17 protein-coding genes are annotated in these 21,679 nt (G+C 46.2%); 6 read left to right on the forward strand and 11 right to left on the reverse strand.

Translation table 11 applies throughout. The features are described 5' to 3' along the window. Nucleotides 1–85: 85 nt before the first annotated feature. On the reverse strand, nucleotides 86–646 hold the full coding sequence (locus NFI81_RS00965; RefSeq protein ID WP_234614743.1) for a helix-turn-helix domain-containing protein: 561 nt from the start codon (nucleotides 644–646) through the stop codon (nucleotides 86–88). Nucleotides 647–1,164: 518 nt separating this feature from the next. Here NFI81_RS00965 and NFI81_RS00970 point away from each other — a divergent pair. Genes NFI81_RS00970 through NFI81_RS00980 form a run of 3 tightly spaced genes read left to right on the forward strand, consistent with a single transcriptional unit; the run spans nucleotide 1,165 to nucleotide 6,970 of the window. Then, the gene (locus tag NFI81_RS00970; protein WP_234614742.1) at nucleotides 1,165–4,371 is read left to right on the forward strand and encodes a SusC/RagA family TonB-linked outer membrane protein; all 3,207 of its coding nucleotides are present in this window, start codon (nucleotides 1,165–1,167) and stop codon (nucleotides 4,369–4,371) included. 12 nt (nucleotides 4,372–4,383) lie between these two features. Further along, the gene (locus NFI81_RS00975) at nucleotides 4,384–6,267 is read left to right on the forward strand and encodes a RagB/SusD family nutrient uptake outer membrane protein (RefSeq protein WP_234614741.1); all 1,884 of its coding nucleotides are present in this window, start codon (nucleotides 4,384–4,386) and stop codon (nucleotides 6,265–6,267) included. A gap of 7 nt (nucleotides 6,268–6,274) precedes the next feature. Continuing rightward, on the forward strand, nucleotides 6,275–6,970 hold the full coding sequence (locus NFI81_RS00980) for a DUF3823 domain-containing protein (protein ID WP_234614740.1): 696 nt from the start codon (nucleotides 6,275–6,277) through the stop codon (nucleotides 6,968–6,970). A 150-nt stretch (nucleotides 6,971–7,120) separates the two neighbouring features. Here the strand turns inward: NFI81_RS00980 and NFI81_RS00985 are convergent, their stop codons facing one another. The 7 genes from NFI81_RS00985 to NFI81_RS01015 form a co-directional block, all read right to left on the reverse strand. Next, nucleotides 7,121–8,026, reverse strand: coding sequence for an NAD(P)/FAD-dependent oxidoreductase (locus tag NFI81_RS00985; RefSeq protein WP_234614739.1), 906 nt, complete (start codon nucleotides 8,024–8,026; stop codon nucleotides 7,121–7,123). Nucleotides 8,027–8,130: 104 nt separating this feature from the next. After that, nucleotides 8,131–8,637, reverse strand: coding sequence for a DinB family protein (locus tag NFI81_RS00990; RefSeq protein WP_234614738.1), 507 nt, complete (start codon nucleotides 8,635–8,637; stop codon nucleotides 8,131–8,133). Nucleotides 8,638–8,885: 248 nt separating this feature from the next. Next, the gene (locus NFI81_RS00995) at nucleotides 8,886–10,307 is read right to left on the reverse strand and encodes an efflux transporter outer membrane subunit (protein ID WP_234614737.1); all 1,422 of its coding nucleotides are present in this window, start codon (nucleotides 10,305–10,307) and stop codon (nucleotides 8,886–8,888) included. Between the two features lie 53 nt (nucleotides 10,308–10,360). Continuing rightward, nucleotides 10,361–13,519, reverse strand: a complete 3,159-nt coding sequence (locus NFI81_RS01000) for an efflux RND transporter permease subunit (protein ID WP_234614736.1) — start codon at nucleotides 13,517–13,519, stop codon at nucleotides 10,361–10,363. Nucleotides 13,520–13,654: 135 nt separating this feature from the next. Continuing rightward, complete coding sequence (locus NFI81_RS01005) at nucleotides 13,655–14,833, reverse strand: efflux RND transporter periplasmic adaptor subunit (protein WP_234614735.1); 1,179 nt, start codon at nucleotides 14,831–14,833, stop codon at nucleotides 13,655–13,657. Nucleotides 14,834–14,926: 93 nt separating this feature from the next. Continuing rightward, nucleotides 14,927–15,487: a TetR/AcrR family transcriptional regulator gene (locus NFI81_RS01010; RefSeq protein ID WP_234614734.1), complete on the reverse strand. Its 561-nt coding sequence runs from the start codon at nucleotides 15,485–15,487 to the stop codon at nucleotides 14,927–14,929. A 101-nt stretch (nucleotides 15,488–15,588) separates the two neighbouring features. Further along, on the reverse strand, nucleotides 15,589–17,109 hold the full coding sequence (locus NFI81_RS01015) for an ArnT family glycosyltransferase (RefSeq protein WP_234614733.1): 1,521 nt from the start codon (nucleotides 17,107–17,109) through the stop codon (nucleotides 15,589–15,591). 113 nt (nucleotides 17,110–17,222) lie between these two features. Between NFI81_RS01015 and NFI81_RS01020 the strand changes: the two genes are divergently transcribed. Further along, nucleotides 17,223–17,621, forward strand: a complete 399-nt coding sequence (locus NFI81_RS01020) for a GNAT family N-acetyltransferase (protein WP_234614732.1) — start codon at nucleotides 17,223–17,225, stop codon at nucleotides 17,619–17,621. A gap of 133 nt (nucleotides 17,622–17,754) precedes the next feature. Then, a complete protein-coding gene (locus NFI81_RS01025) occupies nucleotides 17,755–18,522 on the forward strand; it encodes a methyltransferase domain-containing protein (RefSeq protein WP_234614731.1) in 768 nt (255 codons plus the stop codon). A gap of 4 nt (nucleotides 18,523–18,526) precedes the next feature. Here the strand turns inward: NFI81_RS01025 and NFI81_RS01030 are convergent, their stop codons facing one another. After that, nucleotides 18,527–18,745 carry a hypothetical protein gene (locus NFI81_RS01030; protein WP_234614730.1) on the reverse strand — a complete coding sequence of 73 codons (219 nt, stop codon included), beginning with the start codon at nucleotides 18,743–18,745 and terminating at the stop codon, nucleotides 18,527–18,529. A 252-nt stretch (nucleotides 18,746–18,997) separates the two neighbouring features. Here NFI81_RS01030 and NFI81_RS01035 point away from each other — a divergent pair, with 252 nt between their 5' ends. Further along, nucleotides 18,998–19,588 (forward strand): hypothetical protein, encoded by a 591-nt coding sequence (locus NFI81_RS01035; protein WP_234614729.1) that lies wholly within the window; start codon nucleotides 18,998–19,000, stop codon nucleotides 19,586–19,588. Nucleotides 19,589–19,608: 20 nt separating this feature from the next. Here NFI81_RS01035 and NFI81_RS01040 read toward each other — a convergent pair whose 3' ends face one another. Beyond that, nucleotides 19,609–20,856, reverse strand: coding sequence for an SGNH/GDSL hydrolase family protein (locus NFI81_RS01040; protein ID WP_234614728.1), 1,248 nt, complete (start codon nucleotides 20,854–20,856; stop codon nucleotides 19,609–19,611). Between the two features lie 168 nt (nucleotides 20,857–21,024). Then, nucleotides 21,025–21,633 (reverse strand): DUF4468 domain-containing protein, encoded by a 609-nt coding sequence (locus NFI81_RS01045; RefSeq protein WP_234614727.1) that lies wholly within the window; start codon nucleotides 21,631–21,633, stop codon nucleotides 21,025–21,027. Nucleotides 21,634–21,679: the final 46 nt, after the last annotated feature.

The raw sequence follows: 21,679 nt of genomic DNA on the forward strand, positions 1-21,679 counted from the left end.
TAACTGTGAAGAAATTTTCACGTTACAAATATGCGCTGGACGCAACCAAGTAGTGTTATATCTTGTGTAGAATTAGTTGTAACATTCACACGTTTTCCAGATTGTCCTTTCTCTTCCCATTTAACTGTTTGTAAAAGGAGGGAGAGAGCCCGGTTGTTTGTTTAAACTGCTTCGACAAATAGGCCACACTGCTGTAATGCAGCTTGTGCGAAATCTCCGTAAGATTCAACTCATCATACAGAATCAATTCTTTGACCCTTTCAATTTTATGAATGATGATAAATTGCTGAATGGAAATGCCTTTTACCTCCGAGAATATGTTTGCCAGATATGTGTAATCATATCCAAGTTGCTCACTGATGTATTCGGAATGGTTCATCCGCGGCAGTTCGTCGGAGTAATGGACCATTTGGATGATGAGGTTTTTTATTTTTTCGATTAAAATGCTCTTTTTGTCGTCCATCAGTTCCAGCCCTGACCCGAGCAGGTTTAATTTCAATAGCGCAAGCTGAGCAGGAAGAATATCACCTGTCAAGTCGACCATTCCTAAATCCAGAACGGTAAAAGGAATGTCTAACTTTTGCAATTCTTTGGCTACCACCATCTTGCACCGCAAACTGACCATGTTTTTAATGTAAAGTTTCATTCATAGAGTTGTTCGGTTGTACTTAAAGCGAAGAAAATTAGTGATAAAAAAAATTAGTAATCCATATATTCTCCATTTTCTTGTAAAAATAATTCTACGTATATGCACGTCAATCGCGGGTCTGCGGTGAAGTTTAGGCAAGCATTTTGAGAAAATTGTTGAGATAAAAATTCAGTCAGCCATCGGATGAGAAGATAATGCACTGGCGAGCTGCCCGATCAGCCAATAGTGGTAATATTTTTCAATAAAATGATCTTAAAGTTATAAAATACATCAAAATACAGTCAATACTAATCAAATCTTGAAATGTATTTGGTATTATTTTACTTTAAAATTGTACTGTGAAAATCGATTGTAACAACTACTCATCAAAAACTAAACATGCCTATGGAAACAACAAATAGCAATAGATGATATGACGTTTATTGTATACAGTTAGGTTTTTTTGCGGCATTTTAAGCGGCCCTAACCCGCTATGCCCAAGCTTATTATTCTCACCGTTAAGTTAACTCAATCTTATGAACTCAATTAGACAAAATCCCGCTCAGGGACTTTGCAGGCTTCTATGTGCCTTTATGGCAACGGGAATGCTGCATGCTCCGGGCGTTGTAACTGCCGCAGCGCCTCCCCGCGTGGCGACGGCAATTGATCTCAACCGACATGTTGAAAAAACCTTGACCGGCAAGGTTATCGATGAAAAAAACTCGCCTTTGCCAGGCGTTAGCGTCATCATTAAAGGAAGCAGCCGGGGAACAACCACAGGCACGGACGGAAGTTTTACGCTGGTGGTTGAAGATGCGGCGCAAACGCTGACCTTTTCTTTCATCGGCTATACTTCCCAGGACGTCGCTATTGGCAACCAATCTGCATTTAACATAACATTGCTTCCCAGCAGCGAGGAACTTACCGAGGTTGTAGTTGTGGGTTACGGCACGCAATCATCGGCAGCGGTAACGGGTGCGGTAAGTAACATTCAGGCGAAAGACTTGAGCAGGACGCCTTCGATCGGAACTTCGGATGCGTTGGTCGGACGGGTGCAAGGGATCACGGCGCGGAAGGCAGATGCGCGTCCGGGTGCCGCAACGACCATCCAGATCCGGAATCTGGGAACACCGCTTTATGTCATTGACGGGATTCCTTCCGACGCGGCCAACTTCAATAACCTGGGACAGAACGACATTGAGAGTGTTTCTATCCTGAAAGATGCGTCTGCGGCCGTTTATGGACTTCGTGCAGCGAATGGCGTTGTGCTGGTAACCACAAAGCGAGGTAAAGCGGGAGATGGGCCTGCGAAGATCAACATTTCGGGTTATTATGGTTTGCAAAACTTTACGCGTTATCCCAAGCCGGCGAGCGCTTACCAGCATATGCGCGGTCTTGTGGAATCGGACGTGAATCAGGGACGCACGCCTTCGATCACGCCTGAAGAACTGGCCAAATGGAAAGCAGGAACCGAAAAAGGTTTCCAGAGTTTTGATTATTACAAAATGGTCATGCGTCCGAATGTGCCCCAATATTCGGTGAATGCCAATGTTTCCGGCGGCACGGAAAAAATCAGTTACTTCCTTTCTGTGGGACATTTAAGCCAGGACGCATTGATCAAGGACTACAATTTCAAGCGTACGAATGTGCAGGCGAATGTGGAGTCGAGCATTACCAAAAGGCTGAAAGTGGGGGCGCAGATCAGCGCGCGTATTGAAGACCGTTTCCAGGTGGGTGTGCCGGGACTGGATGATTATTTCAACCCATTCCTGAGTATTTTCACCATGTGGCCTACCGAGCGTCCTTACGCGAACGATAACCCGAAATACATTAACCAGACGCATAATGTGAATGTGAACCCAGCCACTTACAAGAAAGATGTGACGGGTTACATAGATGAGATCACGCGCGTTGTTAAAGGAAACTTTTACGCTGAATACGATTTTGCATTTGGCCTGAAAGTGAAAGGAACATATTCATACCAATATCACAACTTCGATTTTGATGGTTTTGAGTACACTTATGATGCTTATACCTACGATGCGGCAACCGACAAATACAATGTAGTAGCAGGCGGCGGCAACCAGAATCCCTGGCGTGAGCGTCGGAAACGAAACATTGTGGACCGTTTTGCGCAGTTCCAATTGAATTACAGCAAAACATTTGGCGATCACGAACTCTCGGCCGTTGCGGCTTACGAGCAGTCGGATAATGTAAACACTTACCTGGTTGTGCACACGGTTCCGCCCAATAATTACATTCCACTCATGTCATTTGCCAATCAGGACATATTGATCGACGAATGGAGCACGGAGGCCAGGGCGGGATACATTGGCCGGGTTAATTATAACTTTAAACAAAAGTATCTGCTGGAAGCTGTGGGACGCTATGACGGTTCTTTCCTCTATGCGCCTGGAAAGCGCTTCGGATTTTTTCCCGGTGTGTCGGCAGGATGGCGGATTTCGGAAGAGAATTTCTTCAAAGGGAAACTTGAAAACGTGTTCAGCAGCTTGAAAATCCGAGCTTCTTATGGTCGCACGGGAAGTGACAGAAATGCTACTGTTGTCAATGAACCGTTCATCGTTGCGCCATTCAGCTATTTGCCCGGCTACAATTTTTTGCAGGGTAGCGCCATTTTCAATGGCCAGTATAACATTGGTGTAAGGCCGCGAGGTTTGCCGATCACGACGCTTTCCTGGATTACCAACATTTCGACCAACGTAGGAATTGATTTTGGTTTGCTGGGCGGAAAATTGAATGGTCAGGTGGATCTTTTCCAAAGAAAAAGAGACGGACTTCCTGCTGCCCGCTATGACGTGCTGCTGCCTTCGGAAGTGGGATACACATTGCCGAACGAAAACCTGAACAGCGATACGCACCGCGGAATTGAAGGTGTGTTGACATATAAAAGCTCGGTAGGGCAGGTGGATTACACGGTGAGCGCCAATGCAACGTTATCCCGCCGCCGCGACCTGGATTTTTACAAACCGCGTTTTGGCAATTCCTTTAATGAATACCGCGACTCATACGTTGACCGCTGGGGCAACATTAACTGGGGTTACCAGGTCGAAGGCCAGTTTCAGTCGCAGGAGCAAATTGAAAGCCACCCGATTGACAATGATGGACAGGGTAATCGCACCCATCTTCCAGGGGATTTTATTTACAAAGACGTGAATGGCGACGGCATTATCAATGGTCTTGATGAGCGCCCGATCGGTTATGCAGAAGGTGCCAATCCTTACCTGAGCTTTGCGCTTAACGGAAGCGTTTCTTACAAAGGGTTCTCACTGTTCGCCGATTTTGCGGGTGCTTCGCTGCAAAGCTTCCAGCGCGCCTGGGAATTGAAAATCCCTTACCAGAACAACGGAACTTCGCCTCATTTCATGCTGGAAGACCGTTGGCACCGTGAAGATCCGTTTGATCCGACCAGTAAATGGATCCCAGGAACTTATCCGGCCATCAGAAAAGATAATTCGAGCCATGTGAATTTTCGGAAAAGCGATTTCTGGATTACTAATGTTCGTTATATCCGTCTGAGAAACATTGAGTTAGGGTATAATTTTGATCCAAAGGTTTTCAAAAAACTGGGAAGTAGCGGTCTTCGGGTTTATGTCAACGCGAGCAATTTGTTCTCGATCGACAATGTGAAGAAATATGAGATAGATCCCGAGATTTCTTCCGGTAATGCGCTCGTATATCCGCAGCAGCGCCTGTTTAATGCCGGTTTTAGTATCAATTTTTAATTCAAATTCGCTATGCAACGATTCTCAAGATATTTCCTCGTCTTCGTTGTCCTGATCATGTCGGGATGCGCGGAAGAGTGGCTGGACAGAAAGCCACAAAACATCATTCTGGAAGAGCAGATCTGGAATGATCCGAAACTGATCACCGGCCTGCTCGCCAATTATTACGATCGCTTACCATATCACACGGACCTGAATCATGGGTCCACAACGGATGCAGCCATTCCCAATAAAGAGGGCTGGCAGGATTTCGCGGCCTATGATGAGGCCATGTGGTCCAACAATGATGATGCCCGCAACAACATTGTGACTTACGCCATTGACCGGTGGAGGCTTTGGGATTATGTGCTGGTAAGGGACATTAACCTGGCCCTTGAAAACATTGAGAAATTTGGAACATCCCTCTCCGCAGAACAAAAAGTGCAGTTTTCGGCAGAGCTTCGTTTTCTGAGAGCACAGGTTTATTTTGATCTGGTGAAAAGAATGGGCGGTGTGCCGCTGGTTACCAAGCAGCTGATCTACGATTACAATGGTGATCCTTCGTATTTGCAGCAACCTCGCGCCAAGGAAGAAGAAGTTTACGATTTCATTGCTTCTGAGCTCGATGCCATCAAAGAACAGCTCGGCAATGGCGGCAGCAACACGCGCGCAAACAAGTATACCGCTATGGCGCTCAAAAGCCGTGCAATGCTTTACGCGGGTTCCATTGCCAAGTATAATAACCTCATGGCATCGCCCATTTCAACGCCCGGCGGCGAAGTTGGGATTCCGGCTTCCAGAGCCAATGATTATTATGCCAAATCGCTGGCGGCTTCGGAGGAGATTATCAACAGCGGCGTGTATCAGCTTTATAAAACCAACCCAAATCTGGGGGAGAACTTTTATGACGCGATCACTAAGAAATCGGCTAATCCTGAGATCATTCTCGCGCAGGATTTTTTGGTAAGTAAAGACAAAAGACATGGTTTTACTTATGATAACATCGCCCGCAATGTCCGCGAAGACAACCTTTCGTCCTCGTCTATCACGCCATCGCTGAACCTCGTGGAAGATTATGAATATCTGGACGGAACTTCCGGCGAGCTGAAAACACGCAACGCAGGCAACACCGACTACATTTATTATAACAATGTAGCGGATGTTTTTGCCAACAAAGATGCCCGTTTGTACGGCACGGTGGTTTATCCGGGAACATCTTTCCGCGGCACACCGGTGCAGATTCAGGCCGGGGTAAAAGTTTGGAATGGGACTACAAGCAGCTTTCAGAATGTGGAATCCAATACATTGGGCTCAACTTATGAAGACGGCGGGTTGCTAACCGGCTCGTCTGGGCCGCAGCGATCTCAGACAGAGGTTACCAACTCGGGTTTTTATTTGAGAAAATACGTGGATCAAACTGCCATGTCCAGCACACGCGGTATCCGCAGTGATATGTGGTGGGTGCGCTATCGCCTGGGTGAAATTTACCTGAATGCAGCAGAGGCAGCATTGGAAACAGGCAAAACAGCCAACGCATTAAAATATGTAAACATGGTTCGTGAGCGTGCCGGATTTGGCGCAAACAGCCTTAAAACACTGACGATTGCACGTTTGCAAAACGAAAGGCGCGTCGAGCTGGCTTTTGAAGATCACCGCGTTTGGGATTTGAAAAGATGGCGGATTGCCCATGAGCTTTGGAACGGAAACGCCTCTAATCCGGACGCTGTCATTTATGCATTGTATCCTTACCGCGTCGTGCGCCCGGGGCACGCAACTCACGGAAAATATGTGTTCGACAAACTGGTAGCACCCCGTTTCCGCGCGCCGCGCTTCTTTCAAATGGGCAATTACTATTCGTCCATTGAGCAGCTTGTAATTGATAATAACCCAAAAATTGTCAGGAACCCATTCCATTGATCTTATTATGAAAGCAAATAACATTCATTTTAAACCTTTTTTCCTGGCCATGCTGGCGCTTACTGCGCTGCTCAGCGCCTGCGAAAAAGACAACCGCGTGGAACCGAAGTCGGTTCTGACGGGGCGGGTTGTTTATGAAGGACAGCCTGTGGGCCTGCGCTCAAACGGCGTGCAGCTGGAAATATGGCAGCGTGGTTATCAGTTGTTTACCAAAATCCCTGTGCATGTAAGGCAGGATGGGACATTCTCCGCGGCACTTTTTGACGGTAATTACAAGCTTGTCCGGCTTCGCGGAAATGGCCCATGGGTTGATAATACGGATACTATCGAGGTGGCATTAAGCGGAAATACGGAGCTGGATGTGCCTGTTCAGCCTTATTTCGTATTCCAAAATGACACCTATGCGAAAGGCGAGGGGAAAGTTTCCGCTACATTCAATTTGAAACAAATAAACACTACCAGGACGCTGGAAAGAGTGAATTTGTACGTGGGAACCACCAGCATTGTAGACCCTAACAACAATGCTGGTAACGCCCAGGAAGTTGCCGCCAACATCAAGGACCTATCCAAACCCATCACGCTGACAGCATCACTTTCCGCTGCGCTTGCGGGCAGGGATTACGTATATGTGCGCGTAGGGGTGAAGACGTCCGGCGTAGGAGAGATGCTGTTTGGCACCCCGCAGAAGGTGATGTTGAAGTAGGGGAGTTACTAGGCTTGTCATGCTGAGCGGACCAGGCCGCCGGGCACGTTGCCAAGGAGTAGCGTGCTTCGGCTACGCTCAGCATGACAAGTCAAAAAAGCGTTCAGCATGACAGGGCAAGAGCTCAGGTTGACATTGCAAAGGTTTTAACTAAAACGCCTCCTCGATCAGCTCGCGATTGAGCATTGCGCCAGCCATGGAGCCAGCCGAAACCGCCAAGGCGACCGACCGGGCCATATGCGAATTATCTCCCGCCGCATAAACGCCCGGAATGCTGGTTTGCTGAAACATTTCCAGTTTCAAAAGCCCGGTTTCGGTCAATGCGCAGCCCAATTGCCCCGGAATTTCAGAATGCTGTTTGAATGCTGGGCGCGAATAGATCGCCGTGATCTGTTCCTCGGAATGATCTTCAAAAACAATTTTTTCAACCTTTCCATTTTCGTGAACAAGCGCAGCGATGGCTTTCTCGACAATACGAATTTGATGGCCGGAAAGCTTCTCACTCTGCTCTGATGTGAATGTTGAGGAGCCGTTTGTAAAAATGGTCAGATCTTTTGTCCAGTTTGAGATCATTTTGGCATATTCAAAACCAGCCTCTCCATTTCCAATAATGCCCGTTTTTTCATGCTTGACTTCATAACCATGACAGTAGGGGCAATGTATGACCGAAATCCCCCAGCATTCGGCATAACCCGGAATGTCCGGCATCAGATCTTTCAAGCCCGTTGCAAGAATCAGTTTTTGGGCTGTAAAGGTGTCCCCGGCCAAGGTCGCTATTTCGAAGGTGTCGTTCGTTTTTCGGGCGTGGGCAGCAAGTCCATCGTAAAATTGAATGGTAGGGTAATTACTGACTTGTTCTTTGCCAAGCAACGCAATCTGTTTCGGCGTTAGCCCATCCTGTGTGAGGAAATTATGTGAATGCGGTGTTTGTGCATTACAAGGTTTGCCACTGTCAATGACCAATGCTTTTCTCAATGACCTGCCCAGGCTCATTGCGGCTGAGAGTCCGGCGTAGCTTCCGCCAATGATAATGACTTCAAAATCAGTATTTTCCATGATGCTAGATGCTGTTAATGATACATTGCAGCAGTTTTCGTCAACTGCGCAGTGTTCGAGCAAAGTTAGCACAACTTTTCTTATTTGCAACGATGTTGCATGTACTAGTTTCTGCTTGCCAGGTTTCTGATTCTGCTATTTAATAATGTGAGTTGCCCCAGGTGATACACAAGGTGATGTGTTTTGGTCAGGACAATGTTCAGCTTGTTGCAGTGCGGGTCTCTCAGGAAATCCTCATCCGAAATGTTGGCGTTTTTCTCAAACCATTCGGACAGCGGCATGGTCGAAAAATAAGTGGTTAGCGTGCGGTTCACATTTCTCCAGTAGATTCTGAGATCATAGATGCTGTGCTCCGAGTTGCCGGTCCTGTAACTCTTGATGAGAAACTCGTCGGCAAGCTCGGGATAGAGCGGTTCCCGGGAGCCCAACAGCGCTAGGATTCCGTCGTTTACGGCTGTCAGATGTCCGATAATGTAGCGCACGCGATTTTTACCCGGATACACTTCAAGATCGAAATCATCATCGGGCAGATCGTCGAAAAAGTCATCCAGTTGTTCAAGATATTTATTCCAGGCCGCAAGGACCATTTCTACAAAAATTTCCTTTTCCATTTGATAACGATTTGAAGCAACGCGCAGTTAAACGGTTGCCATGTTGATGAAGTGAAAATTCGACGCTACAAATTTAGTAAGAGTAAATGGTCTAAAACAGGTGATACGGTGACAATTGTAGGGGGTATTTGTGACAAATAATCGCTTTGGCCCACATGACGGCAAAAAGCCGGAAACCATTTGAGGTCTCCGGCGTTCCGCCTTCCTGCACTAAACTAAATCATGGCTAATAAATGCTAACGAAAAGATTATTTCCAACCACCGCCCAGGCTCCGGTAGAGATCCACCCGGGCAATAAGCGACTGGCTGCGGATGAATGCAAGGTTCAGCTCGGCTTGCAGAGCATTACCCTGCGCGGTGATCACTTCCAGGTAATTGGCCATATCGCTTTTGTAAAGCAGCTGTGCATTGTTAATCGCCTGTTGTAAAATGGTCACCTGATTGCTGGCAATTGCTTCCTGTTCTTTCAATTTTTGGGACTGGATCAAGGAATTGGAAACTTCCCCGACGGCATTCAGCACCGACTGGCGGAACTCGATCACCGACTGCTCGCGCTGTATTTTGGCAACTTCCAAATTGGTCTTCAACGCTCTTCTCGCAATGATCGGTCGGGCAATGGTCCCTGCGGCCAGACCAAATAATGAACCGGGAATGTTAAACCAGTTGCTGGATTTGAACGATTCAATTCCGCCACCTGCTGTAATGATCAGCGATGGATACATACTCGCCTGCGCAACACCCAGTTGCGCATTAGCGACCAGAACGGACATTTCTGCTGCACGCACGTCGGGACGGCGGCTTACCACGGCTGCCGGCACGCCGGTTGCGAGGCTATCATTCGAATTAAAATCGGATAGCTGAACTTTCCTTGCAATGCTGTCGGGCATTTGTCCCGTCAGTATCTGCAAAGCGTTTTCCTGTATCGCAATGTCCTGTTCGAGCTGTGGAAGAAGCAAAGCAATGGACTCCCGCTGCGCTTCGGACTGCTGGATAGAGAGCGATGTAACTTCACCTGCATCTTTCAGGAGGCGCGTCAGTCGCAATGTGTTTTCGCTCAATTCCAGGTTGCTTTTGGCGATTGCCAGTTGTTTATCCAGCATTAGCAGGTTGAAAAAACCTTTGGCAATATCGGCAACAAGCTTGGTTTGAACAGCTTTTGTGGCTTCGTAGGTTTGCAGATACTGGCCTAATGTTGCCTGCTGCTGCCTGCGTATTTTGCCCCAAATATCCGCCTCCCAGCTCAGATTTACCGCACCCAGATAATTTTCAATGTGCTTTGATTTTAGAAAATTAACAGCGCTGATCCCGTTCAAACTATTGCTGGACGGGCGGTTGTAAGTGCCGGTAATTTGCAAATCCAATGATGGAATTTGTAAGAACTTCGCCTGCTTTACCTGCTGCTCCGCAATGTCAATACGTTTCAAAGCGAATTGCAGATCGTAATTATAGGTCAGTCCACGCTCAATCAGCCTTTGCAGCGTTGTGTCCGGGAAAAACTTTCTCCATTCCACGTCTGCAATTGTTGCCGTGTCTGCGAAGGCCACATTGCGGTATTGCGTTGGCAATGCAAGCTCCGGTCGCTGATAATCTTTGCTCACTTTGCAGGAAGCGACCAGCACCGTCAGCAACATGAAAAGCGGCATATATATTTGACTAAATTTCAGTTTCATAATTGTGGTTCTTTGTTACGATAGTCGGTTTTTCGGTATTTTAAAAAGGCACATTAATGTTCCAAACCTTCACGCAGCTCTTTGGGCTTACCGACTACTTTTTCCTGTAAATATTGAAAAATGACATATAGAACCGGGATGACAAAAATCCCGAAGATCACGCCTGTCAACATCCCGCCAACCGCGCCTGTTCCGATAGAACGGTTACCCAATGCCGAACCGCCTGTGGCTCTCATCAAAGGAATCAAACCAACGATAAAGGCAAAAGATGTCATCAAAATGGGTCTTAGCCGCAGCCGCGAAGCTTCCATCGCCGATTCCACAATGCTCATGCCCGCCTTGCGACGTTGTACGGCATATTCAATGATCAGAATGGCGTTTTTCGCGAGTAATCCGATAAGCATGATCAAACCAACCTGCACGTAAATGTTGTTTTCGATGCCTGACAAATTGATAAATAGCATCACCCCGAAAACACCCAGCGGAATGGTAAATATCACCGCAAATGGCAAGATATAACTCTCATACTGAGCCGCTAGCAGGAAATAAACAAACACAAGGCTCAATACGAAAATCAAGAGGATCTGTGAACCAGCATTGATCTCTTCCCGCGTCATACCCGTCCATTCCGTACGGTAATTGTTTGGCAAAACCTCCGCAGCCGTTTCTCTTACCGCGCGGATGGCATCTCCCGTGCTGTAACCCGGCTTCGGCGTTCCATTGATCGCCACTGCATTATACAAGTTGTTGCGGGTCACGGTTTCAGGTCCGAAAACGCGTTTCAATGTCACAAGCTGGTTGGCCGGCACCATTTCTCCCTCCGTGTTTTTGACATATATATTATTCAAAGACTCAGGATTGGCACGATAGGAGGCGTCTGCCTGCGCCATAACCCTGTAATATTTACCAAATCGGTTGAAATCCGAAACGAAGCTGCTGCCATAATAGATTTGCAACGTTTGCAAAAGCTCGTTCACAGGCACATTCAGCTGCTTTGCTTTGGCATTGTCTACTTCGAGCATATACTGCGGATTTGCGGTTGCAAAGGTTGTGAAGGCGTAAGCGATCTCTTTTTTCTGCATCAACGCGCCCAGAAACTTGTTGGTTGTCGCGCTTAGTTTTTCCAGAGAACCGTTGCCGCGATCTTGCAACATAAATTCAAAACCACTGACATTACCAAAACCATCGACGGTCGGGAATGTGAAGAAAAATGCATTGGCATCATTTACCGCCCTTACTTTCTGCGACATCATGGCCACGATCTGATCAAAATTCTTCACTTCGCCGCGTTCCGCTTCGGGTTTCATTTTGATAAATCCAACACCATACGGAGATGCATTGGAATTGGAAATAATGTTCATCCCTTCCACGATATAGCGGTTTTCGGCGATAGGCGAACCTTTTACAATGCTATCCACCTGAGCCATTGCCCTTTGTGTACGGTCCAGCGAGCTTCCGGGAGGCGTGTTCAATGCGTAAAGCAAGAAACCCTGATCTTCTGTCGGAATAAAGCCGGTTGGTGTTTTTTGTGTTAACCAAAGCGTAGAACCTGTGATAACAAGCAACCCCACAATCGTGATCCATTTGCGTTTTACCAGGAATTGCAGACTATTTACATACTTATCTGTCATCGTCTGAAAACCCGTATTGAATGCTGAGAAGAACCTTGCAGAGAAGCCTTTTCGCACCAGATGCCCGTCAGGCGACTGTTCTGTATGCGGGTTTTTCAAAAACAATGCACACAATGCCGGACTCAACGTCAAGGCGTTAAGGGCTGATATCAAGATCGCTATGGCGAGCGTGAATGCGAATTGCCGGTAGAAGACCCCGGCGGGTCCTTGCATAAATCCAACCGGAACAAACACTGCGGCCATGACCAATGTAATAGAAATGATCGCTCCGGAAATCTCGTTCATGGATTCTTTCGTGGCAGGTCGGGCATCCATATGCGTGAGCTCCATCTTGGAATGGACGGCCTCGACGACGACAATGGCATCATCGACCACAATCCCAATGGCAAGCACCAGTGCAAACAGCGTCAGGAAGTTGATCGTGAAGCCGAAAAGCTGCATGAAGAAAAACGTTCCTACAATCGCCACAGGGACTGCAATGGCCGGGATCAAAGTGGATCGGAAATCTTGCAGGAATATATATACAACAATGAAAACCAGGATAAAGGCTTCTATCAATGTAGTGCGGACCTGACCGATGGACTCATCCAAAAAGTCTTTGGAATTGTACATAATGGTCGTTTTCATCCCCTTAGGAAGCGATTTTGAGAAGTCAGCAAGCAATTCTTCTGCCTGGATCAGGATCTCGTTCGCGTTGGTTCCGGCAGTCTGGAAAACGGCCACACCCGAAGATGCATTGCCATTGAGTTTACCATTGGATGAATAGGTGTAAGAACCAAATTCAACCCGCGCCAGGTCTTTAAGCCGGATCACAGAACCATCGCTGTTTGCTTTGATGATAATGTCCTCGTACTCAGAGTTCTGCGTTAGTTTTCCTTTGTATTTTAATACATATTCAAAAACTTCCTTGCTACTCTCTCCCAAACGACCCGGAGCCGCCTCCAAACTTTGCTCGCGTATGGCATCAGTCACTTCCTGAGGCGACAATTTATATGCGGCAAGGCGATCCGGTTTCAGCCAGATCCGCATTGAATAATCGCGCGTTCCGAAAGGCTGGGCCTGTCCGACACCGGGTATACGTTGCAACTGAGGTACTAAATTTATCTTGATATAATTCAATAAAAACGTTTCATCATACGTGCTGTCCTCGCTCGACAAGGCGACAAACATAATGATACTGTTCTGCTGTTTCTGCGTCGAGATCCCCGCCTGGACTACTTCCTGGGGAATCTGGCTAACTGCTTTTGAAACACGGTTCTGCACGTTAACCGCCGCTATATCCGGGTCCGTGCCCTGTTTGAAATAAACATTGAGCGCCATCGTGCCATCATTGTTGGACGAAGACGTCATGTAAGTCATGTTTTCAACACCATTCACGGCTTCTTCAATGGGCGTGGCCACCGCACGGGCAACCACTTCTGCATTTGCTCCCGGGTAAACTGCCGTCACCTGTACGGTAGGGGGTGCTATATCAGGGAACTTGGTAATGGGCAATGTCGTCAGCGCGATACCTCCCAGCAATAGTATAAGGATGGAGATAACCGTCGAAAGGACAGGCCTTTCTATAAATTTCTGAAACATAAATATTCTGTTTTGCTCCGGGACGCCGGAGCATTGTTGAGTGAATTTGTTTTTGCATACGGATAGCGGTCCATAGCATTCCAAAACGCTATGGCGCTATTCGTTGGGTGGGACCACTTCTTATTTTAGATCAGCTTAAATAGGATTGGCGAGCAACAGACTGTCCATCGACATTTTTTGCGGAGCAATGGCCATCCCGTCTCTCAGGCGGTCCAGACCATTGTATACGATCTTTTCTCCAGGCTTCAAGCCTTTGGAAATCAGATAATAACGCCCACTTCTGTCGGATATGGTCACGGGCCGGCCTTGCACTTTATTGCTGTCCAAAACGGTGTATACAAATACTTTGTCTTGCAACTCAAATGTGGCTTCCTGCGGGATCATCACCGATTTGGTAAGCTCCCTCGGGATCCTGACCTTTCCCGTATTGCCTGAGCGGAGTAAGCCGTTCACGTTCGGGAATGTTGCCCGGAAATTGATGGCGCCCATGGTTTTGTCGAACTGGCCTTCCACAACTTCCACTTTTCCTTTTTGCGGATAAACGCTGTTATCGGCCAAAATGAGCTCAACAGCAGGGATTTGCTTGATCTTTTGCTCCACGGTTTTGCCCGGAAACTGGTTTTTAAAATCAAGGAAGTCCAGCTCGCTCATCGAGAAGTAAACGTGAATGTCTTTGGTTTCAGACAGCACAGTAAGCGCTTCCATAGTTCCTTTTCCAACAAGGCTTCCCGTTTTGAACGGAATGGTTCCTATATAACCATCCGCAGGTGCTTTGATGGACGTGTAACCGATGTTGATCTTAGCTGCATCTACTGCGGCCTGTGCTTGCGCAACATTACCTTTTGCGGCGTCATAGGCGGCTTTTGCCGATTTTAGCTGTACATCCGAAACCACATTGTTGGCCACAAGCGGAGTGAGCTTATCAACATTAATGGCCGCGCTCTCCAATGCTGCTTTCGCAGATTGCAGGCTTGCGTTGGCGGTGTTCAGCTGTTCGGAATAAGGACGGGCATCAATATGGAACAGCACCTGACCCTTTCTTACATACGCGCCTTCGTCAACCGAAATTTTATCCAGGTAACCGTCCACTTGCGGGCGGATCTCGATGTCGCGGCTTCCTTCTATGGACGCAGTAAATTCCCTGTGCGCTGTAACCTGGTGGTCACTTACGGTGAGAACTGGCAATGATTGGGCTGGCATTTCGGCCGGAGCATTGGCTGTGGTGGACCCGCAGTTGTAAAGAGCGCCGGTTAATGTGGCAAGAAGTAAAAATGAGACGAGCTTTCTTGTTGTGGTTAGTTGATTGCTTTTCATGGCTATGAAGATTGTTTTTTGTGGTGGAAATAGACTTTTTTCAGAGATAGTGTGGTTATTATAACTAACAGTGTTAGCTTTTTTTCAAAAAAATTATAAATTTTTTATGAATGCTTCCACGGTGTCATCCATTACTTTTTTATTCATTGTAGAATCGTCGATGTCCGAGCAGCGCATCATTACGATCGAAATCAGTCCATGCAGTACCGACCAGAACGCATAAATTTTGAAGCAGGTTTCATTGTCGGTCGATTTTTTTTCTTTAACTATTTTTTCAATGGCCTGCCCGATATAATCGCGGAAAACATTGAATTCCGGTTTGATCTTTCCGGCTCCTGAACAGGGCATACCCAGTCCATACATCAATTGGTAATATTCCGGATTCTTGAATGCGAAGGTCCAGTAGGCCTCAGCGTGTGCTTTGAGTAGTTGCTCGGGATTGGGATATTTCCTTTTGTTTTTTTCGAGCGTTCTTTCCAGCAACCGAAAACCATCCATAGAAAGTTCAAAAAGGATGGCTTCTTTATTTTCGAAGTGATCGTAAATCACCGGAACGCTGTACTCAATGGCATCTGCAATTTTGCGTATGGACAGCGATTGCCAGCCTTCGTCCTTAACCAGCTGCAAGGCCACGGACAAAATATTGGTCCGCATGTTTTCTTTTTGCCTTATCCTTCGTTCGAGAATGCCCATTTTGGTAAAAAATAGCTAACGGTGTTAGCAAAGGTAGTGGCGTTTTTTGAGTTTGTCAAGACCTAATGCCATCTGTTTTCTTCAATATCGTTTTTGAGGATTGCATTGATGGAAACTTTTGCATCCAGCAGCACATATATGCTCGCTCCGCGCTCCCGTGCGTAGGGACTTTCAATTCTCCCGGTGCGGTGGATTGTCTGGAAAAGGGGTTTCTCTTTGTTTCGCTCCGGATCATCATCGTCTGCGTTTTGGACCAGTATTATATGTTTGATCTCTTCGTCCAGCGGGACCCAGTTAATGTAATCCGCATTCATCGTAACTGCCTGGATGTCTTTGAATTTGGAATAATAATTAATTGCGCCAGCCTGCCCGTAATTATCGCAAAGCACAAGGGTGTGATTTTTGTCCTGGATCTTTGCATACTCTGCATCCACTTTTTGTGCAAGTTCCTTCCAGCCAAGCATATCCGCAAAATCCTGTGGGAGTTCATGATCTTTTCCATCCTCCCAGCGAAGCAATCCGAGCTTTTGGTAAGGTTTTGCGTTTTCTGCAATCTCGGACGGACTTTTAATCGGAAATGCCACCCTGAAAATCGGGATGAACATGGCAATAATGACCAGAATGGACCCAGGACGAAGCCATACCAGGCGGTTTTGGAAAATATACTCCAGATAAGCCGCCCCAAAGGCGATAAAAATAGGGTAGAGCCCGATGGCATAATATCCCTTGGCCCTCAGATAGGTGAAAAGGCCTAAAGTAAAAACCAGCGACCAGAAAAACACCTGATATTTCCTGAAAGCGGGGTAAGCGAAAAAGGCCACAAATGCGGCAATCAGGACGAAGATCGAGCTGAGAAAATAGAGGAGCTGCTCTTTCAGAAAATCAAGCCGGTTTACATTTACCAACTGCGATTTTGCGAGCAGTTTCATGTGAAAGATCACGGGAAAATTGTTCTGATACTGCCAGATCAGATTGGGTAAGATGATCAGCAATGCAAGGAATGCTGCAAAGTATAACGCGCTGTTTTTGAATATTTTAAAATTTTTCGTGACCAAAAGCGCGGGAATCAGGCCTGCAACGAGGAACACAATGTTGTATTTATTCAAAAAACTAAATCCGAACGCCAAGGCTGCCATGTACAGCCATTTATTTTGCTCTGTTTTGAGATAATTGAGGATACAAAAATACAGCAGCGTCCAACCGAGAATATCGGCTGAATTGGGCTGATAAAGCATATTGATCCGCATCAGCACCGAAAAAGTGATTGCTGTTGCGCCCAGTATCAATGCAAATAAACCGCCGCCTAGCTGTTCAATGGCTTTCCAAACAACGACTAACGTGCAAGCGCCAAACAATGCTGGAAAAAATTTCACCCAAAACGCGCCATTTCCCAGCAACAGGATCACGTACGAAACCCAGGAAGTAAAAGGAGGCACGGATAAATATCCCCAGGCCAGATGTTTCCCCTGATCCAGATGCAAATATTCGTCCCGGTGCAGATCATATTCGGGCGCGATGATCACGTAATGCAGGGCAAATTTGATGAGAATAAAAAAACAGAGGATCAGCGTTTTCTTTGTCATTATATGTGGTTAAGGGCGATTTCTTTTATTTTCGTTTTCGTGTGACTAAGTTGGCGATTCGATTGCCACTTCTGAACTGCAACCTGAATTTTTTTATCACAATTAGCTGAAAAATGGAAATAACTTACAAAACCAACGTTGTGCCTTTGCCCGAACAGGTCATTGAAGTGTACGACAGCGCCAAATTGCCCAGGCCCACGCACGACGCTGCGCGTATCGGCAAGATCTATCAGAATTCGAATCTTATCGTTTCTGCCTGGGACGGCGAAAAACTGGTCGGCGTTTCGCGCTCGATCACAGACTGGGCATGGAGCTGCTATCTGGCCGATCTGGCCATTCACGCAGATTACCAAAAACTAGGCATCGGTAAAAAATTGATAGACATTACCAAAGAGCAAGTCGGCGAGCAAACCACGATTCTGCTTCTATCCGTGCCAACCGCCATGGAATATTATCCCAAAATAGGGTTCACAAAGGAGGATCGTGGCTTTACTATATTGAGGACAAGGTGAACTTGGTTGGATCTTATATATGCACGTTTGAGCCGAATAAGTTGCTTATTCGGCTCAAAATTTGCTAAAAAATGAGCCGAATAGATCTGTCAATCGGCTCAAAGCCGTTTTTATCAAAACAAACAAAACTAAAATGGCGTGGAACCCGGAGATTTATAATAAATTCAAAACGGAGCGATTTGCTCCTTTTCTGGATCTGGTGGCATTGATTAAGATCCGGCGGGATATGGAAGTGATCGATCTGGGTTGCGGCACGGGAGAACTGACGAGAAAGCTCGCTGACCTGCTTTCGGGATCAAGGGTTTTGGGCATTGATTCTTCTGATGAAATGCTGGATGATGCCAGAGCGTTTGCTAATGAGCAAGTTAGCTTTCAGAAGAAATCGATTGAAGAGGGCGTTGGCTTGGAGTCGAAGTGGGATCTTGTGTTTTCCAACGCAGCCATTCAATGGGTTGAAAATCATGAAACGCTTTTTTCTAAAATCATTTCAAATATTAAACCCGGCGGTCAGCTTGTAATTCAAATGCCTGCCCAGCATCATAATGTAACTAATCAGATGCTTTTGCAATTGTCGGAGGAAGAACCTTTTCTAAAAGAGCTGGCGGGTTTTCAGAGCGTTTCACCTGTTTTGAATACAGAAGATTATGCACGCATTTTGTTCGAAAACGGAGGAAGTGAAATCACGGTTTATGAAAAAATTTATCCGCTCGTGCTGAAAGACTCTAACGCTGTTTTCGAATGGACGTCGGGTACGGCACTGCTGCCTTATGTGCAGAGATTGGAAGGAGAAAGCCGGCAGCAATTTATCGACGAATTCAAATCCCGCCTTAGAACAAAGTTTCCCGGATCACCCGCTTTTTATCCGTTCAAAAGGATCATTCTGTCGGCTTTGTTTGAATGATATTTCATAAGCTCGCTTCGCTGGCTGCGACCATTTCCTCAACATCCGCCAGGATCTGTTTCAAATCTTTGTCGGAAATGCCGCTGTGCCGAAGCTGTAATATGCCTGCCAGCTGCTCATTTAATCTTTTCAGCTGCCAGTATTTGGAGTGATTCGGGCCTATGGGCGGGTAAAAGGTGTTTTCGCCCGGATCTTTCACGAGCACGATAAGCTCGAAAGCCATTCGTGAATGGTTTTGAACAGCATTGGCTAAGACTTTGACGCACCTCCCGGTTTTCAAAGTAATTTCTCTTTCGAAGTCCATTGAGTAATAATGCTTTTTTTAGCACGGGTTTGAACAAGGAGAGAAAAAGCGCATCAAACGTTGCACACGAAAAAGTTTTTATTCCTTAATCAACAAAAAATAGGATGCTAACATGTTGATTTTTAACCGATAAATGCGGATCTTTTTGGTGAAAATTTACTATCATTAGCTATGAAAAACATTACAGAGCTTAGTACTACATTGGAGTGGACGCAGCATTCCCTGCGTTTTTTGAAAAAACATTTTCTGGTGATCCTCTCGCTGGGCCTGATTGCAGGTTTAGGCCGTGCCGCTCAGCTGAAAGCGTTCGGTGAAATTTCAGCCACCTTGCATCTTGTGCTGGAAGTTATCATTCAGTCGGCCCGGATTTTAATATTTTTGTTCGCATTGGGCGTTACCAATGTCCTGTCGGGGTTGAAGCGGGTTGCGGCGATTTTCTCCATTAAGAAAGACAGCAGCCAGATGCGGCGGGCAGCGTTGGGGAAATTCAGAATGCATTGGAAGAGAATGCTTTGGAATCTTTGCGCCTTCCTGATTATATCATTTTTGATCAACCTTTTTATTGATCATGTCGCTTACGAAACGTGCATGTACATCAGCCTGCGGGAGCGCGGCATCCTCTACGCCGATGCCTCCGAATGGACCATCATTCTGTTTCTCAAAAACCTGTCGGTAATCCCGTTTACGCTCGTTTTTAATGCAATGTGCCTGTTATGGTTTGTCAACAGGCTGCCGGGGAAGTCTGCGCGGGACACCTTTTAAATGGTGGGGGGCGTCGTTTATTATTTTAAAAATGCCTTCTTCCGAATTAAACGCGTCAGTTCGGTAGCAATTTTTTGATGCCCTGCTTCATTCAAATGACCGTCCACAGGGTAGTAATCGCGGGCCGTAAGCACGTCGCAGGCGCGCAGAAAGTGTAAGTTAGGATCCGGGCTTTTCTTTCCTGCCGCTTCAAAGCCGCTGATCAGCTCGGGCCTGGTATAACGGCCATCCAAATGCATCACGACAATGTTACCAGCATAAATTGCACGGATTTTGGCCAGAGTTTTGAAAAATTGCAATGTATGTTCCGCAACCATCGCTTCTGATTTGATGGCCAAAGGCTTTCCATCAAGCATAGGTTTGCCTGATATCCAGGAAGTTAATGCCATTTTGGTATCACGCCAAACACTCCCAGGAGTAATAAAAATGCGTTTTAAAAGATCTTTTTCTCTGACAAAGAAATACGTGAAACGCATGGGAAAGTAGCCCTCGTTTAAGCGATTGAAAATCCCTACTTTCATAAATTTTTCGTGTGTTAGCGGCTCCTGTGGACTTTTCGGATCGTTTCTGGCGGTGTTTTCTTCCAGGTCATTATCACAATATTGGATTACCAAAACTTGACAGGAATCGCGCTGCAATTTCGACAGCAGGAGCATTTCGCGATATGTGCCATATGATGAAATCCCGGCATTTAGGGTTTTTAAACCCGTCATCTGGCCGGTTAAATGTGCGAAGGTTTTCTCTTGATCAATTCCCCAACCCATTGTAAATGAGTCACCTAAAAAAATGATCCCCGGGTTGTTTAAAGAATTGTCGTCGTCGCGTAGTCCTGATTTGTTGACGCTGAATTTGTTTTCGTATTCCAAATCCTGATGATAACCTTCGCTCCCCGGTCGTAGTGTATAACCCAGGTCCTTGGAATAACTGCTGAATTGCCTGTTAAACTGGATCACATCCCGGTAATGGATCCACTGGTCCAGCACACCGATGCTGGGCTTGTCGATGCCTTGATTTGCTGCAATCACATGCCGGATATACCGCCATGAAACCACTTCCAGCAATAAGGGAAGGGCCAGACAAACGAGCATAGGAAGCCTGATAAGTTTGCCTATGCCATAAAAAATCAGCAGAAAGGAAAGCGGTACAAATATTTTAAATAAAACAATGGTCCATCCGAAGTGTGTGAATGCTTGCCATTTGTAAACGGTTACTGAAAGAAGGAATAAACCAGCCACCGAAATGACCAGCCGGGTTTGGGATTTTGACATTTTAAGCGGACTGATTCAATTGCCAATTTAACAGTTAGCCGCACATTAAAATGGAAAACAGTAAAAAATTTCTTTGTAAAATTTTATAATTTATCTGAATAGTTTTATTATTTGGCAGGTTTAAGCGTTTGACCGGTGGATATGGGTGAGCATTCGGTCATAATACGCTTAATTCTCCGATTGCGTCAGGGATAATTTCAGGTCCGACATTAATTTGTACATCGCATTATTAATGCTTTCGATATCTGCCTTTGCATTGTTCAGTGCTGCTTCCGCTTCCGTGCGTTTTTTCTTGGTTTGCTCCGTTTTGACGCCCACTTCTTTTTCCATAATGGCATCATTATCCTTCACGCCCAGTCTTTTAGGACTATGTGTGGTTGAAATGCCATCCAGTTTATCAATCCGGACATTATAATGCTCTTCCTTACATTCAATGGTCAGGTCGAAACGCACATACTCGTAAGCAATGCCAGACACTGGCGCATAGCTGGTTAGGATCAGTTTGCCGAGCTGCGGATCTTCAAATGTAACGGCATTTTCATAGTTGCCAAATGTCTTGCTGATCCAGTTTTGCGCTTCTTTAAAGATCTCTGTTTTAGATTTTTTAGGCTTGCCGGAATCCAAATAAAAGACATTTTTGTCCGCGTCGAGCGGAAGCAAGCCGGTTTGAGAAAAGGCTGTTTGGCCAATAAAAAGGAACAGGATCAGGATTAAATGTTTCAAAATCGTTGTGAATGTTTGGAATGATAAAGGTAGTAACAAAAGTTTTGGCAGCATGATCGGCTGGCTGTTCGGCCGGAATTAATATCTTCGGCCTGCAACT

This window comes from Dyadobacter fanqingshengii (assembly GCF_023822005.2).
GTDB lineage: Bacteria > Bacteroidota > Bacteroidia > Cytophagales > Spirosomataceae > Dyadobacter > Dyadobacter fanqingshengii.